At 69.7% G+C, this 16,895-nt stretch carries 1 protein-coding gene; it reads left to right on the top strand.

All coding sequences use genetic code 11. The features are described 5' to 3' along the window. The first annotated feature begins 35 nt into the window (after positions 1 to 35). Positions 36 to 16,895 (top strand): amino acid adenylation domain-containing protein, encoded by a 16,860-nt coding sequence (locus ACWZHB_RS11285; protein WP_427907883.1) that lies wholly within the window; start codon positions 36 to 38, stop codon positions 16,893 to 16,895.

Genomic DNA, 16,895 nt, shown 5'->3' with positions numbered 1-16,895 from the left:
CTGTGGGCCGGATTGCTGAAGGATGTTGTACCCGCATGCGTGAAGTGGATCACCCGTCGAGCACCTCTCGACGGGAAGCGCGTCGTGCGCCACGTGGTCGAGGCAATCGAAAGTCGAGTGCTCCTCTTTTCACGCAACTGCTGACGGCAGCGGTCGACACCGCGGGCGACACCGTCGCCGTGTCCTACTCCGTCGACGGGGTTCGCCGCGAGCTCACCTACACCCAACTCGACGAGCACTCCTCGCGCCTGGCCAGAGACCTCCTCGAACGCGGGATCGGCCCCGGCGACGTCGTCGCGCTCGGGTTCACCCGTTCGATCGAGTCGGTGGCGGCCGTGTGGGCCGTGGCCAAGACCGGTGCCGCCTACGTTCCCGTCGACCCGGCGCTGCCCGCGGAGCGCATCGCCTATCTCCTCGAGGACTCGGGCACGACCCTTGGCCTGACCGCCACATCACATCGGGACAAGCTGGGCGATTCCGTCGAGTGGCTCGATATCGTCGCCGACCACGACCGCATCGCCGCGCACCCGGCCCACCCGATCTCCTACCTCGACCGTGTCCGCCCGCTGACCGATCAGCACCCGGCCTACGTCATCTACACCTCCGGTTCGACCGGCCGACCCAAAGGCGTCGTCGTCACCCACACCGGTCTGGGCGCCTTGGTCGCCGCGGCCGGAGAACGCTATTCGGTCGACGCGGGCGACCGCGTTCTGCACGTCTGCTCGCCGAACTTCGACGTCTCGGTCCTCGAACTCCTGCTGGCCTTCAATTCCGGCGCCACCCTGGTGATCTCGCCTTCGACCGTCTTCGGTGGCCCGGAACTGGCCGGCCTGCTCCACGCCGAACGGGTGACCCACCTGCTCATCACCCCGGCGGCCCTGGAATCTGTCGACCCGCACGACCTCGACGACCTGCGTGTCGTGGTCGTGGCGGGCGACGCGTTCGGCCCGGCGCTGGTCGACCGCTGGGCGGTGAACCGTGCCTTCTTCAACGGCTACGGCCCGACCGAGGCGACCATCCTGGCCACCGGCACCACCGAACTCCTTCCGGGCGAACCGATCACCATCGGCTCGGCGTTCGCGGGAGTCGGTGTGACAGTGCTGGATTCGCGGTTGCGCCCGGTCCCCGCGGGCGTGGCGGGTGAGCTGTATCTGTCGGGTCCCGCGCTGGCTCAGAGCTACCAGGGCAGGCCCGGTCTCACCGCGGAACGATTCGTCGCCTCGCCTTTCGGCGGCTCGCGCATGTATCGGACCGGCGACCTGGTGCGCCGCACCGCGGACGGCGAACTCGAGTACCTGGGCCGCTCCGATTTCCAGGTGAAGATCCGCGGATTCCGTGTCGAACTCGGCGAGATCGACGCCGCCCTGACCGCTCACCCCGACATCGAGTACGCCGTCACCCTCGGTACGAAAGCGGACTCGGGCGCGACCGTGCTGGTGGCGTATGTGCTGGCTCGCCACGGTGTTTCGATCGACACCGACGACGTGGCCCGTTTCGTCGGCAACTCCCTGCCCGGCCACATGATCCCCACCGTCCTGATGACACTGGACGAGATCCCGCTGACCCCCAACGGCAAGCTGGACCGAAAAGCGCTGCCCGCACCAGTTTTCGGGGCCGTGAGCTCGCGCGCACCCGAGGGCCCGGTCGAGATCGCGATCGCCGAACTGTTCACCCAGATCCTGGGTCTGGAGCAGATCGGCGCCGAGGACTCGTTCTTCGCCGCCGGTGGCGACAGTATTCTGTCGATTCAGCTCGTCTCGCGCGCCCGCAACGCCGGGATCTCGTTCACCCCGCAGGCCGTGTTCGAACATCGCACCGTCGCCGGACTAGCGCGAGTGGCCGTACTGGGTGCGGAGTCCGCGCCCACCCTGACCGAACTACCCGGTGGGGGTGCCGGCGAAATGCCGCTGACACCGGTGCTGGCCGCCGCGCTGGCCGGTGGACGGGTGTTCGCCAGGTTCACCCAGCAGATGGTGCTGACCCTGCCCGCCGGCATCGACCGACCTGCCCTGGTGGACACCCTCACCGCGGTGATCGATCACCACGACATGCTGCGCGCCGGCCTGCGGCAGGTCGACGGGCACTGGGAACTGCACGCGCTGCCGCCGGGTGCGGTGGAGGTGAACGACCTGCTCACGCGCGTCGATGTCCCCACCGGCGCCGACCTCGGTGACTACGCCGACGCGGCCATGGAATCCGTGCTGGCCTCGCTGGATCCGCAGGCGTACCGGATGATCGGCTTCGCCTGGCTCGCGCGCGAGGACGGTCCGGACGGGCTGGTCGTCGCGGCGAACCACGCGGCGATCGACGGCGTTTCCTGGCGAATCCTGTTGTCGGACTTGGTCGCCGCGTGGGCTCAGCACGGTCGACGGGTAACCCTGCCCCCGGTCGGCACATCGTTTCGACGATGGGCGCATGCCCTGACGGATGCGGCCACGACCAGGCGCGCGGAACTGGCCCACTGGCAGCAGACCTTGTCGGTACCCGACCCACTACTCGGCACCCGGGCGCTGGGCGCCGTCGACACCGCATCGACGGTGCGAACCATCAGCGTCGAAGTTCCCGCCGACATCACCCGGGCAGTCCTGACCGACCTGCCGACCATGTACCGCGCGGGCGCCGAAGACGGCCTGCTCGCCGCCCTGGCAATGGCCGTGCGCGCATGGCGGGCCCGACGTGGCGTCGACGCCCCCGCGACCCGCGTCCGCCTGGAGGGCCACGGCCGTGAGCAGTCCGCGGTCGACGGCGCCGATCTGACCCGCACGGTCGGCTGGTTCACCAGCATGTACCCGGTCGCACTAGACCTCGGCGACATCGACAACACCGCCGCATGGCACGGTGGCAGCGCGACCGCCGCAGTCGTCAAGGCGATCAAGGAACAGCTGCGTGCGGTGCCGCACAAGGGCATCGGCTTCGGCATGCTCCGCCACTTGGACCCGGAATCCGCCACGCAGCTCGAGGGTGACCTGGGCCAGATCGGGTTCAACTACCTGGGCCGCATCTCCGCAGGCGACGTCGCCGACACGCTCACCGACCACAGCTGGCTACCCACCGCCGACTGGGGTGAGCCCGTCGCCGAGCAGGACCCTGCCCTGCCCGCTGCCGCCGTCGTCGACATCAACGCCCTCGCCACCAGCACCGACGCCGGTCTGGCACTGCGCGCGTCGTTCTCCTATGCCTCCGAAATTCTCGACGAGGAATCGGTCCGGGAGCTGGCCGACGACTGGACCGCGGCCCTGACGATTCTCGCCGAGCACCTGCGCGACCCCGCGGCAGGTGGCCTCACACCCGCCGATGTCGCGCTGGTCCAGGTCACCCAGCCCGAACTCGACACCTGGCACAGCGAACGCGCGCACCTGACCGATGTGGTGCCGTTGGCGCCCCTGCAGCTCGGTTTGCTCTTCCTCGCCCAGATGTCGCCGACCGACCCCTACCTGGTCCAGCTGGCCGTGGAACTGACCGGCACGGTCGACACCGACCGCCTGCGGCGAGCCGCCCGAGCGGTCCTCGACCGCCACGCGATTCTGCGCACCGCCTTCGGGGCGTCCGCGGCGGGCACACCGGTCGGCTTCGTCACCGAGGGTGTCTCGGTGCCGTGGCACATCGTCGACTCCACCGATCGCGACGCCGACGAGTTCATGGCCGCCGAAGCGCGAATCGGTTTCGACCTCTCGACAGCGCCGCTGCTGCGCTTCACGCTGTACCGCCGCGCCGACGGCATGCACCTGGTGCTGACCGCACATCACCTGCTGGTCGACGGCTGGTCGATGCCGTTGCTGATGCAGGAACTGCTCCTCTGCTACGCCACCGACGGCGCCCCCACCGCCCTCCCACGCGTGCGCCCCTATCGCGACTACCTCGCCTGGCTCGCGGGCCAGGACCGTTCCGCCGCACTGCACAGGTGGCGCGAGGCGTTGTCCGGGGCCACGCCGACCCAGCTGACCGCCGCCGTCCCGTCGCCGCCCGAGCCCGTCCAGGCGCACGGGATGTGCACCGTGGAACTGTCACCGGCCGAGGCCGAGGAGCTGGCGGCCTGCGCCGCGGCCAATGACGTCACGGTCAACACCCTGTTCCAGGCGGCCTGGGGTGTGGTGCTGGCCGGTGCCATCGGACGCGACGATGTCGTGTTCGGTGCGGTGGTCTCGGGCCGCCCACCACAGTTGGACGGCGTCGACGGCATGGTCGGACTCTTCGCGAACACCATCCCCGTCCGGGTCCGCTACGACGCCGCCGCGCCCCTGCGAAACATGTTGTCGCCGTTGCAGTCCGAGCAGATCGCCCTGCTCGACGGCCACCACCTGGGCCTGGCCGAGATCCAGCGGGCCGCGGGCACCGGCGAGTTGTTCGACACGCTCATGGCCTACGAGTCCTACCCCGTCGACACCGAGGGGATGCGTCGCGCGCAAGGCTCGATCGACGGCCTCGAGATCGCCGACGTCCGAGCAGCCAACGCGACCCACTACCCGGTAGCGGTCGGTGTCGAGGTGGGCGAGGGGATCCGCGTCGGTGTGCAGTACCGCCTCGACCTGATCGACACCGGCATCGCCGCAGCCCTCGCCGACCGCCTGCGCACCACCCTCGACGCCTTCGTCCGAACGCCTGACCGCACCGCAGCGCAACTGCTGGACCAGCACGACGATCCGATCTCGGAGTCGACCTACTGGCGCACCGCTCTCGCGGACCTTCCCCGGGACCTGACCCTGCCCACCGATCGCGCCCGCCCCGCGGCTCCCGTAGTCACCGACGCCCGGTTGTCGTTCGACATTCCCGCCGATCTCGGACAGCGCTTGCGTGATTTCGCCGAATCTCATGACACGACGCTGTTCAGTCTCGTGCACACAGTCTTCGCGGTGTTGCTGGCTCGCCTGTCCGCCACCGACGACATCGCGATCGACACCCCCTGCCCGCATTCGCCGGACACCGAGCTGGTGCTCCGACTTCCGGTGCGCGGCGATCACCCTGTCGGGGACCTGCTGACGGAGGCGAACGCGGTCGCTCGCCGGGCATTCGGGCGTTCCGGTGTGTCCCGCACGGCCTCGACGCACCTGACGTCCGGGGCTGTGCCGCAAGCACTCGCCCACGCCACGGCGGATGCGCGGCCGTTGCCGGACGGAAGTTCTCCGGTGTGTGACGAGCATCCACTGGTGCGATTCAGGTTGCGACACCGCGAGTTCACCGATGACGTTCCCTCATCCGGGCCCGTCGACGCTTCGCCCTACGATCTCGTCCTTTCGTTGCACGCCGCGGGCTCCGCAGACCACGGTCGCATCCACACCGAAGGCGCCGACGGTCCGCACCTGGATGTCCGCAGTGACGGGCCGTCTGCCGTTTTCGGCGATCACCGACGGGCCGATCGTCTCGAATTCGCCTACGCCGGCGCCCTGTTCGACCGGGAAACGGTCGAGGTGTTCGCGCAACGCCTGATCCGGCTCCTGACGGACGCGATCGCACACCCCCACACCGCCGTCGGTGACCTCACGGTCCTCAGCGCCGCCGAAGAAGCGACCCTGACCACGCGCAACCCTGACACCGACACCGGCACCGCCCTGTTCCCCGACCTGGCGGGGCGCGGCAGTGCCCTCGGCCACGAGCGAGTCGCCGTGCGGCACGCTGGCAGGTCGACCACCTATGGCGAGTTGTCCGAGCGAACCGCGCGCTGGGCCCGCGCCCTGATCGACCGCGGCGTCGGACCGGAAGTCGCTGTCGCCGTTGCCCTTCCACGATCCTTCGATATGGTCGCCGCCGCACTCGCGATCGCCGCGGCGGGCGGAGTGTATGTGCCGATGGACCCTCGCAATCCCGCCCAGCGACTCCAGCACCTGGTCACCGACTCGGGCGCGACACTCGGCATCACCGCCTCCGCGCACCTCGACGACCTGCCCGACGACCTGACCTGGCTGACGATCGATGACCTGAACCGAGCCGGCGCACCACACCAGCCAACCCCGATCACCGACGCGGACCGCCTCTCGCCCCTGCGTATCGACCACCCCGCGTACATCATCTACACCTCCGGCTCCACGGGTCTACCCAAGGGAGTCACCGTGACTCACGCCGGCCTGGCTGCCTTGGTCGACGAAGCCGTCCGCCGCTACCGCCTCGAGTCGCACCACCGCTTCCTGCACATCTGTGCCCCCTGGTTCGACCCCTCTGTCCTGGAATGGCTGTGCGCCTTCGACACCGGAGCGACACTGGTGGTCGTGCCGTCCGACATCGCGGGCGGCGTCGAACTCGCCGATCTGCTGGCCGCCGAGTCCGTCACCCACGCCATCATCACCCCCGCGGTCCTGGGAACGCTCGATCCGGCCGGTCTCGATGCGCTGGAGTCGTTGTCGGTCGGTGGTGACGTGACCACCCCGGACCTGCTCGCCAAGTGGCAGCCGGGCCGCCGCTACCTCAACGGCTACGGCCCCACCGAAACCACGATCATCTCCTCCTACGCCGAACTCACTGCCGGACAACCCATCTCGATCGGCGCACCCGTGCACGGCACGCACGCGATGATCTTGGATGCCCGCCTGCACCCGGTTCCGCCGGGCGTCACCGGCGAGCTCTACCTGACCGGCCGCGCGCTGGCACGCGGCTACCGCAATCAGCCGACGACGACCGCGGCCCGCTTCGTCCCCGATCCGTGGGGTGCGCCCGGCACCCGCATGTACCGCACAGGCGACCTCGTTCGCCGTCGCGACACCGGCGACATCGACTACCTCGGCCGCGCCGACGCTCAGCTGAAGGTGCGCGGGTTCCGGATCGAGCCGGGCGAGATCGATGCCGTGCTCGCCGGCCACCCTGACGTCGAGTTCGCGGTCACGGTAGGCCGCAAGACCGCAGCGGGATCGACCACGCTGGTGTCCTATGTTCTGGCGGCACAGGATCATCCGGTCGACCCCCGCGCGCTCACCGAGTACGCCGCGGATCACCTGGCCGCCCATGCCGTGCCGTCCGCGATCGTGGTTCTCGACAAGCTGCCCCTGACCTCCAACGGCAAACTCGACCGCAACGCCCTGCCCGAACCCGTCACCGCGACCGAACCCGCCGCAGCCCCGAGCGGTGCGATGCAAACCCTGCTGGCCGACCTGTTCGCCCGCGTCCTCGGTGTACCGGAGGTCGGCGTGCACGATTCGTTCTTCTCGATCGGCGGCGACAGCATCCTGTCGATCCAGCTGGTCTCCCTTGCCCGCGCCGCGGGGATCGTCTTCACCACCCGCGATGTATTCGAACACCGCACCGTGGCAAAGCTTTCCGCGATCGCCGCCCTCGACAGCCCGAGCACACCGGTCCTGGCGGAACTGCCCGGCGGCGGCATCGGCGACGTCGTGTCGACGCCGGTCCTTGCCGATTTCCTGACCACCGGTTCGAGCGACCGCTTCGCCCAGACGATGGTCCTGGCCCTCCCTGAGAACATCGACCGCCCCGGCCTGGTCGCGACCATCGCCGCGGTCCTGCGCCACCACGACATGCTGCGCGCCCGGCTACGACAAGACGGTGATGATCACCGTCTGGAAGTCCTGCCGCCCCACGCTATCGATGTGGACGCGCTGATCACCGAGATCGACGCCGCACAGTCGGCGGCGGCCGCGACATCGCCCGACACCGGCCGCGCGGCAACGAGCACGTCCTTCGATGACGAAGCATCACGTTTCCTCGGCAACGCGGCGATCGCACCAGAGGTACTGACCCGAATCGGCACCGCCGCTATGGATTCGGCCCTCTCGGAGCTGGACCCCGCCGCCGCCCGCATGATCGCCTTCACCTGGATCCGCAGGCACGGCGCCCGCGATGTCCTCGCCGTCGCCGCCCACCATTACGTCATCGACGGCGTCTCGTGGCGAATCCTGCTGCCCGACCTCGTCATCGCCTGGGCACAGCACACCGCGGGCAAGCCGATCACCCTGCCGCCGGTCGGCACCTCGTTCCGCCGCTGGGCGCACGGTCTCGCCGCCGCCGACCGCACTGCCGAACTCGACCACTGGCAGCGGGTTCTGGCCACCCCCGACCCGTTGCTCGGCACCCGCGCGATCGACAGCGCCCTCGACACCGAGGCCACGATGCGGTCGATCACCGTGCAGATCCCCGCCGAGATCACCGAACCCCTACTCACGACGCTGCCCGCGCAATACCGCGCGGGCGCCGACCACCCACTGCTCGCCGCACTGGCCTTGGCCGTGCGCGTCTGGCGCGCCCGCCGCGGCATCGATTCCCCCACGCTGCGACTGCGACTCGAAGGCCACGGCCGCCAGGAAGACGCCGTCCCCGGCGCCGACCTGACCCGCACCGTCGGCTGGTTCACCACCGTCTATCCCGTCGCCCTCGACCTCTCCGCCATCACACCCGCCACCTTCGACGACGAAGCCCTGGCCGCCACGGTGCGCACCGTCAAAGAACAGCTCATGGCCGTGCCCGACAACGGCATCGGTTTCGGTCTACTGCGCCAGGCTCCCCGAACCCGAAACCTGTTGTCCGGCAACATCGGCCAGATCGGTTTCAACTACCTGGGCCGGGCCACCACCGCCGCCGGGCCCGCCGGCGACACCGCATGGCTGCCGACTGCCGACCTCGGCGACATCGAGGTCGAGTACGACCCCACCCTGCCCGCGCACACCGTCCTCGACATCAACGCGATCGCCGTCACCACCGACACCGGCCTGCGACTGCAGGCGAACTTCCGCTATGCCACCGGCATTCTCACCGAGTCCGCGGTTCAGGAACTGGCCGACGACTGGACGAGCTGGCTCACCGTACTGGCCGACCACACCCTGCATCCGTCCGCGGGTGGTCTGACCCCGTCCGACGTTGCGCTGGTACAGGTTTCGCAAACCGATCTCAACACCTGGCGCGATACCCACCCGGGCCTGTCGGATGTGCTGCCCCTGTCGCCGTTGCAGCACTCGCTGCTGGCGCTGGGCGACATGCTCGACGAATCGGTGCACGCCTACGTCATCCAGCTCATGGCCGAACTGACCGGCGACCTCGATATCGACCGGCTGCGCCACGCGGCCGCGACCGTCCTGAACCGGCACGCCAACTTGCGCTCGGCCTTCGTCACCGCGCCCGACGGCACCCCGGTCCAGTTGGTCTCCGAAACCGTCGACGCCCCGTTCCGGATCGTCGACACCGTCGACGCCGAACTGCCCGCCCTGCTCGCCGCCGATCAGCAGGCCGGCTTCGACCCGACGATCGCGCCGCTGCTGCGATTCACGGTGTACACCACCGGTTCCGGACGCAGCCACCTCGTCCTGACCGGCCACCACATCCTGCTCGACGGCTGGTCCATGCCGCTGCTGATGAAGGAACTGCTCGTCCTCTACGCCACCCACGGCGACGCGACCCCGCTGCCGCCGGTGCGCCCCTACCGCGACTACCTCGAATGGCTCACCCGCCAGGACCGCACAGCCGCCGAGCGCGCATGGTCCGAGGTCCTCGACGGGGTGCGCACGACCATGATCGCCCCTGAGCTGACCTGGCCGCCCGCGACGGGCACCGGCTACGGCCTGTGCGAGTTCGAACTCGACGCCGCGCGGACCTCCGCGCTGACCACCTTCGCCGCGGCCGCCGAGGTCACCCCGAACACTGTGTTCCAAACAGCCTGGGGGCTGGTGGTGGCCGCGACCACCGCGCGCGACGACGTCGTGTTCGGTGCCACCGTGTCCGGCCGCCCACCCCAGCTCGACGGTGTCGGTGACATGATCGGCCTGTTCGTCGACGCGGTCCCGGTGCGCGTGCGCATCGATCCCGCCGACACCGTCGGTGCTCTGATCCGCGCGGTCCAAGCCGAGCAGGCCTCCCTGCTCGAGCACCACCACCTCGGCCTCGGCGCGATCCAGCGCGTGGCGGGCCTGGGCGAACTGTTCGACACCATGCTCGCGTTCGAGTCCTACCCCGTCGACGTCGAGGGCCTGCAACAGGCAGGCGGCGCCCTCGACAACCTGAGCATCGACGACCTCCGAGGCGCCGACCACACCCACTACCCGCTCACGGTCCTGGTCTTCCTCGGCGCCCGCACCCAGGTGCAGCTGAAGTACCGCCGCGACCTCGTCTCCGATGCCGTGGCACAGGCGGTCACCGACCGGCTCCGCACCGCCCTCGACAACCTCGTCACCACACCGAACACCCGCGCGGCCGGTATCGCCGACACGCTCGCCGACGACCCGACCGATCCGATCACCCGGTCCCGTTTCTGGCGCCAGACCTTGGCGGACCTGCCTGCTCGACTGATCCTGCCCACCGATCGCCTCGCCTCGCAGGCGGCCCGCCCGATCACACAGCACGGACCCGACGTTCGCACCGCAGCTGAGCGGGGCCACGCCCGTTTCGTGGTTCCCCCGATGATCCACCGGGACCTACGCGAACTCGCCGACACCACGAACGTGAGCTGGCAGACGCTGCTGCGCACCGCCGTGGCAGTGCTGCTCGCCCGCCTCAGCGGCGCCGACGACATCGTGATCAGGACGGTCACCCCGGATCTCGTGCTCCGCACGACGATCGACCCGGCGGCCCGGTTCCTCGACCTCCTCCCGCAGGCGAACCGCCTCGGGGCCCGGTCCATGGCCCACGCCGGAATCCCCCTCGCCGAACTCGCCGATTTGCTCGGCGTCGCCCCCGATTCACTGGGACAGGTCTGCCTGACCTTCGCGCCGAACCCCGACCGCAGTGTCGCGAGCGCCGAGTCCCAGCTCCGTGCGTCATCGATCGAGCTGGACTCGAAACACACACTCCCACAGAATGACTCGCGATCGAAGGACCTGCCCTCCGACGTCGTCGACCGAACCTGTGCCGAGTTCGACACGGATAGCCAAGGCCTCGCCCTGACGGTGACCGAGTCCCGGTCGACCATGTCGATCGAGATGTCCTTCGCCCGCACCCTTTTCGACGAGCACGAGGCCGACACCTTCGGCCGGCGCCTGGTCCGCCTGCTCACCACCATCGCGCAGCACCCGCGGACTCCGGCGGGGGACCTCCCGCTGTCCGACCACGCCGAGTACACCTTCCTGACCCACCTCGGCGACGGCACGACACCGTCGACGACCGGCACCCTGCCCGCACTCCTCGTTCGCGGCACCGGCTTCGGCCAGCACCGAATCGCGGTGCGCGACAACGCGAACGCCTACACCTACGGCACCCTCGACGCCGACTCCTCCCGCCTGGCCCGAGTTCTCATCGCCGAGGGCATCGGTCCGGAAACCGTCGTCGCCTCGGCCATCCCACGCTCCTACGAGTCGATCCTGGCCTTCTGGGCGATCGCCAAAGCCGGCGGCGTGTACCTGCCGGTCGACCCGAACTACCCCGAAGACCGCGTCCGCCACATGCTCGACGACTCCCACGCGACAATCGGTCTCACCGTCACGGCCGAGGCGAACCGCCTGCCCGGTTCCGGTCGCTGGCTGGTCCTCGACGATCCCACCGTCCGGGCCCGCATCGCCACCTACTCGTCGACCCCGATCCGCGACCGCGACCGCCGAGCGCCTCTGCGCCGCGACAACATCGCCTACGTGATCTACACCTCCGGCTCCACGGGCGTGCCCAAGGGTGTCTCGGTCACCCACGCCGGTCTGGGTGCCCTCGTCGCCCACTCAGCGGCCCTGATGCGCCTGCGCCACGACCACCGCATGCTGCATGTCTGCTCGCCCAGCTTCGACCAGTCGATCGAAGAGCTCAGCACCGCGTTCCACCACGGCGCCACCCTCGTCATCGCACCACCGGACACCCTCGGCGGCACCGACCTCGACGACCTGCTGCGCACCGAACAGGTCACCCACACGATCATCACCCCGGCCCTGCTGAGCACCCTGGATCCGGCAGCACTGCCCGACCTGCGCTGTGTCTCGGCAGGCGGCGAAGCCACCACCCCCGAACTCCTGGCCACCTGGCAACCCGGGCGCAACTTCCTCAACGGCTACGGCCCCACCGAGGCAACCATCGGCGCGACCTACTCGGCCCTGCGTGCCGATGACCGCGTCACCATCGGTCGCCCCGTACCGGGCATGCGCGCGGTGGTCCTCGACGCCCGCCTGCACCCGGTTCCGGTGGGCGCCACCGGTGAGCTGTACCTGGCGGGTCCCGCACTCGCGCGCGGGTACCGCGGCCGCAGCGCCGCCACCGCGGACCGTTTCGTGGCCTGCCCCTGGGCCCAACCGGGCGAACGGATGTACCGGACCGGCGATCTCGTGCGCTGGGTGCACGGCGACACCTACGAGCTGGAATACCTGGGCCGCACCGACTTCCAGATCAAGATCCGCGGCTTCCGGATCGAACCCGGCGAGATCGACGCCGTCCTGCTGCGGCACCCGCAGGTGAGTTTCGCCCTCACCCTCGGCACCGAGAACCCGGCCGGTGAAACCGCGCTGGTCTCGTACGTGACCGGCCGCGAGATCGATCCCGCCGCCATCGCACGGTGGTCGTCGTCGATGCTGCCCGCGCACATGGTCCCCGCGGCCGTCGTCGTCCTGGACCGTATCCCGCTGTCGGCCGCCGGCAAGATCGACCGAAAAGCCCTGCCCGCACCGGAATTCACGTCCCGTACCTACCGCGAGCCGGGAACCGGCATGGAACGAGCGGTGGCCGAGGTCTTCACCGAGGTGCTCGGCGCCGAACGGGTCGGCGCCGACGACAACTTCTTCGATCTCGGCGGGAACTCGCTGCTCGCCACCCGACTGACCGCCCGCCTCAGCGCGGCGGTCGACATCCGGGTGCCGGTCCGAGTGCTGTTCGCCGCACCCACCGTCGCCGAATGCGCCGCGGCGATCACCGGATTGACCCGCGCAGCAGCTCGCCCGGCCCTGCAGGCCGGCCCGCGCCCGGCGCAGGTCCCACTCTCGCCTGCCCAGCAGCGGATGTGGTTCCTCAACCGCTTCGATACCGGCACCGCCGCCTACAACATCCCGGTGGTGCTCCGCCTCACCGGCGCGCTCGACACCACCGCGATGCAGCAGGCCTTCACCGACCTCATCGCACGCCACGAGATCCTGCGCACGATCTACCCGACCGTCGACCGCACACCGGCCCAGCTCGTGTTGCCGATCGACCACCCGGATGTCCCGCACCTCCAGATCACCACAATCGCCCGTGGTACCGGCACGGCGTCCGACCCTGCCGACAACGACATCGACGCGGATGTCAGCGACGGCGACGTGACATCCGCAGTGACAGCACTGGTTTCGACAGTCTTCGATGTCACCGCCGAGGTTCCCTTGCGCGCCACCCTGTTCGAACGCGGCCCGAACGATTACGTCCTGGCCATGGCCGTCCACCACATCGCCGGTGACGGCTTCTCCGGTGGCCCCCTCACTCGCGATCTCGTCAGCGCCTACACCGCACGCACCCAAGGGCAAGCCCCGACCTGGGCACCGCTGCCCGTGCAGTACGCCGACTACGCCATCTGGCAGCAACAACTACTGGGCGACGAAACCGACCCCACCGCTATGTCGGCCACCCAGCTCGCGTACTGGCGCCAGGCCCTGGCAGAGCTGCCCGACCAGCTCGAACTACCCCGCGACCGCCCGCGCCCGGCCATCCAGTCCTATGCGGGTGGCCGAGTCCCCTTCACCGTCGACACCGCCACCCACGCCGCGCTGGCCGAACTGTCCCGCACCCATGGCGCGACGCTGTTCATGGCCGTGCACACCGCCTTCGCGGTCGTCCTGGCCGAACTGTCGGGCACTCCCGACATCGCCATCGGCTCCCCGGTCGCGGGCCGTGGCGACGCCGTCCTCGACGACCTGATCGGCATGTTCGTCAACACCCTGGTCTTTCGCACCCGGGTCGACCCCGGCGCGAGCTTCACCGAGCAGTTGATCTGCCAGCGCGAGACCGACCTGGCCGCCTTCGCCAACGCCGATATCCCGTTCGAACGGCTCGTGGAAGTTCTCAACCCCGCCCGGTCCACCGCCCGCCACCCCCTGTTCCAGATCGGCCTGTCCTTCCAGAACCTGGCCGAGGTACGCATGGACCTGCCCGGCATGAGCGTCTCGTCGGTGGAGCTCGACCGTGCACTGTCCCAGTTCGACCTGCACCTGATCCTGGCCGACCGCTACACCGCCGAGGGTTCTCCCGCCGGCATCACCGGCTACTGCACCTTCGCCACCGACCTGTTCGACGCAGCCACGGTAGCAGGCTTCCTGGCCCGCCTCACCCGCCTCATCGCGGCGGTGGTCACCGACCCCGGCGCGCCGCTGCACACCATCGACCTGCTCGCCCCGGCCGAACGAACACAGATCCTCGACACCTGGAATCAGACTGCGCGCCAGGCGGATCCGAGCGCGACCCTCGCCTCGCTCTTCGGCGCCGGCGTCGCCCGCACCCCGGATGCCGTCGCCCTCGTCGCCGACGACATCCGGGTCACCTACGCCGACCTCGATGCCAGGGTGAACCGCCTGGCCCGCTACCTCATCGCCGCGGGCGCGGGCCCGGAAACCCGGGTGGCGCTGGCGATGCGCCGATCGGTCGATCTGGTCGTCGCGATGTACGCGGTCAGCACCGCGGGCGCCGCCTACGTCCCGATCGACCCCGACCAGCCACGATCGCGCACCCGATACATCCTCGACACGGCTACCCCACTGCTCGTCCTCACCGACGCCGATAGCTGGCTCGACGGCAGTGGCCGCCCGAGCTGCACCGTCAGCAGTGCGTCCGGCACCGACCACAGGGCGGCGACAACCTCGGACTACGACACCACGCCGAGGGGCTCGGCTGCGTTCGACACCGACAGTGCCCCCCCGGTTCGATCTGTCGAGCGCCTCGACCTGTCGACCCACAGCCCGGCCCCGGTCACCGACCGCGACCGTCGCGCACCCTTGCGCCCCGCGAACACCGCCTACGTGATCTTCACCTCGGGATCGACGGGCCGCCCGAAGGGGGTGGCCGTCTCGCATGCCGCGATCGTCAACCAGTTGCGCTGGAAGACCACCGAATTCGGCCTGACCGCACAGGACTCGGTACTTCTGAAGACGGCCGCCACCTTCGATCTGTCGGTCTGGGAATTCTGGTCCGCGGCGGTCTGCGGCGGCCGGCTGGTCCTCGCCGCCCCCGACGGACACCGCGATCCGGCCTACCTCGCCGAGCTGATCCGACGCGAGGAAGTCACGACCCTGCACGCCGTCCCCTCGATGCTCGACATCCTGCTCACCGAGCACCTCCCGCCGTCCCTACGCCGCGTCCTGGCCATCGGTGAAACCCTGCCGATAGCCCTCGCCCGCCGATTCGCCACCGCGGCACCGAGTACCGCCCTGTTCAACGTCTACGGCCCCACCGAGGCCGCGGTTTCGATCACCAGCCACCGAGTGAACGCCGCCGACACAACGACCGTCCCGATCGGCACACCGGTCTGGAACAGTCAGGTCTACGTCCTGGACGCCCGTCTGCGCCCGGTCCCCGCAGGTGTCCCGGGCGAGCTGTACCTGGCAGGCGCCCAGCTGGCCACCGGTTACCTCGCCCGCCCCGACCTCACCGCCGAACGCTTCGTCGCCGACCCGTTCCACGCAGGCACCCGCCTGTACCGCACCGGCGACCTCGCCGTCTGGAACGCCGACGGCGAACTCGAATACCGCGGCCGCACCGACTTCCAGCTCAAGATCCGTGGTCATCGCATCGAACTCGAGGAAATCGACGCCGTCCTGACCACCCACCCCGATGTCGCGTTCGCCGTCACCGTCGGCCGCGAGAACCAGGCGGGCGCAACAGTATTGGTGTCCTACGTGGTCGCCACACCGGGCCACGAGGTCGGCGTCGACAACCTCGGGCAGTGGGCGGCCCGAGCCCTGCCCACCCACATGGTTCCCACCACGATCATGGTCCTCGACGAGGTCCCCCTGACCCATGTCGGCAAACTCGACCGCGCCGCCCTGCCCGCACCGGAACTGGCCACCCGCGCCTACCGCGCCCCCGACACCGCCGTCGCGCACACCGTCTGCGATATCTTCGCCGACATTCTGCGCCTGGACCGCGTCGGCATGGACGACCACTTCTTCGAACTCGGCGGCACCTCCCTGAGCGCCACCCACCTGTCCGCCCAGCTCAGCACCGCGACCGCCGCGACCGTCCCGGTCACCTGGATCTTCACCACGCCGACCCCCGCGGGAATCGTCGCCGCGTTGCGCGCCGACGGCACCGACAGTGCGGGCACCGACGCCGCCTTCGATGTCCTGCTGCCCTTGCGCACCGAGGGCACCGGCGAACCGCTGTTCTGCATCCACCCCATCAGCGGCTTGGCCTGGTCCTTCAGCGGCCTGGCCGCCCACCTCGACCGCCCGCTCTACGGGCTCCAGTCACCGGCGTTGAGTTCGGTTGAGCCCCTGCCGGATTCGATCGAGGAATGGGCGCTGCTCTACCTCAAGCACCTCCGTGCCGTGCAACCCGAAGGCCCGTACCATCTGCTGGGCTGGTCGCTCGGCGGCGTCATCGCCCACGCCATGGCGGTGCAACTCCAGGAAGACGGCGAGCACGTCGCGATGCTGGCCATGCTCGACAGCACCCTGACGTCGGCATCGACCGCGATCACGACCACCGTCACCGCCGCCGACCTACTCGGCGGATTCGCCCGCGCCGACGACCTCGACGAACCGGTCGACGTCCGCCGACTCGCCCGCACCCTGTGCCAACTCTCCGCACCGCAGGCCGCACTCGACCCCGCCCGCGTCGACCGAATCGTCGACGCGGCGATCACCTCGATCGCGCTCGACGCCGCCTACCGTCCTCGCCGTTTCGACGGCACCATCACCTATTTCACCGCAGCCAAGGACGATCCGACCGGCACCAACGGCGCTACCTCCTGGTCCGAGGCGGCAACAGGCTCGGTCGACAACCACGCCGTGGACGCAACGCACTGGCGAATGACCGAGGACCGTGCCCTCGCCGTCATCGCCGACGCGCTGTCGAGTGACCCAGATCACGCTTGCGGTTGA

The organism is Nocardia sp. FBN12, assembly GCF_054031145.1.
This window is presented reverse-complemented; position numbering and strand designations above follow the sequence as displayed.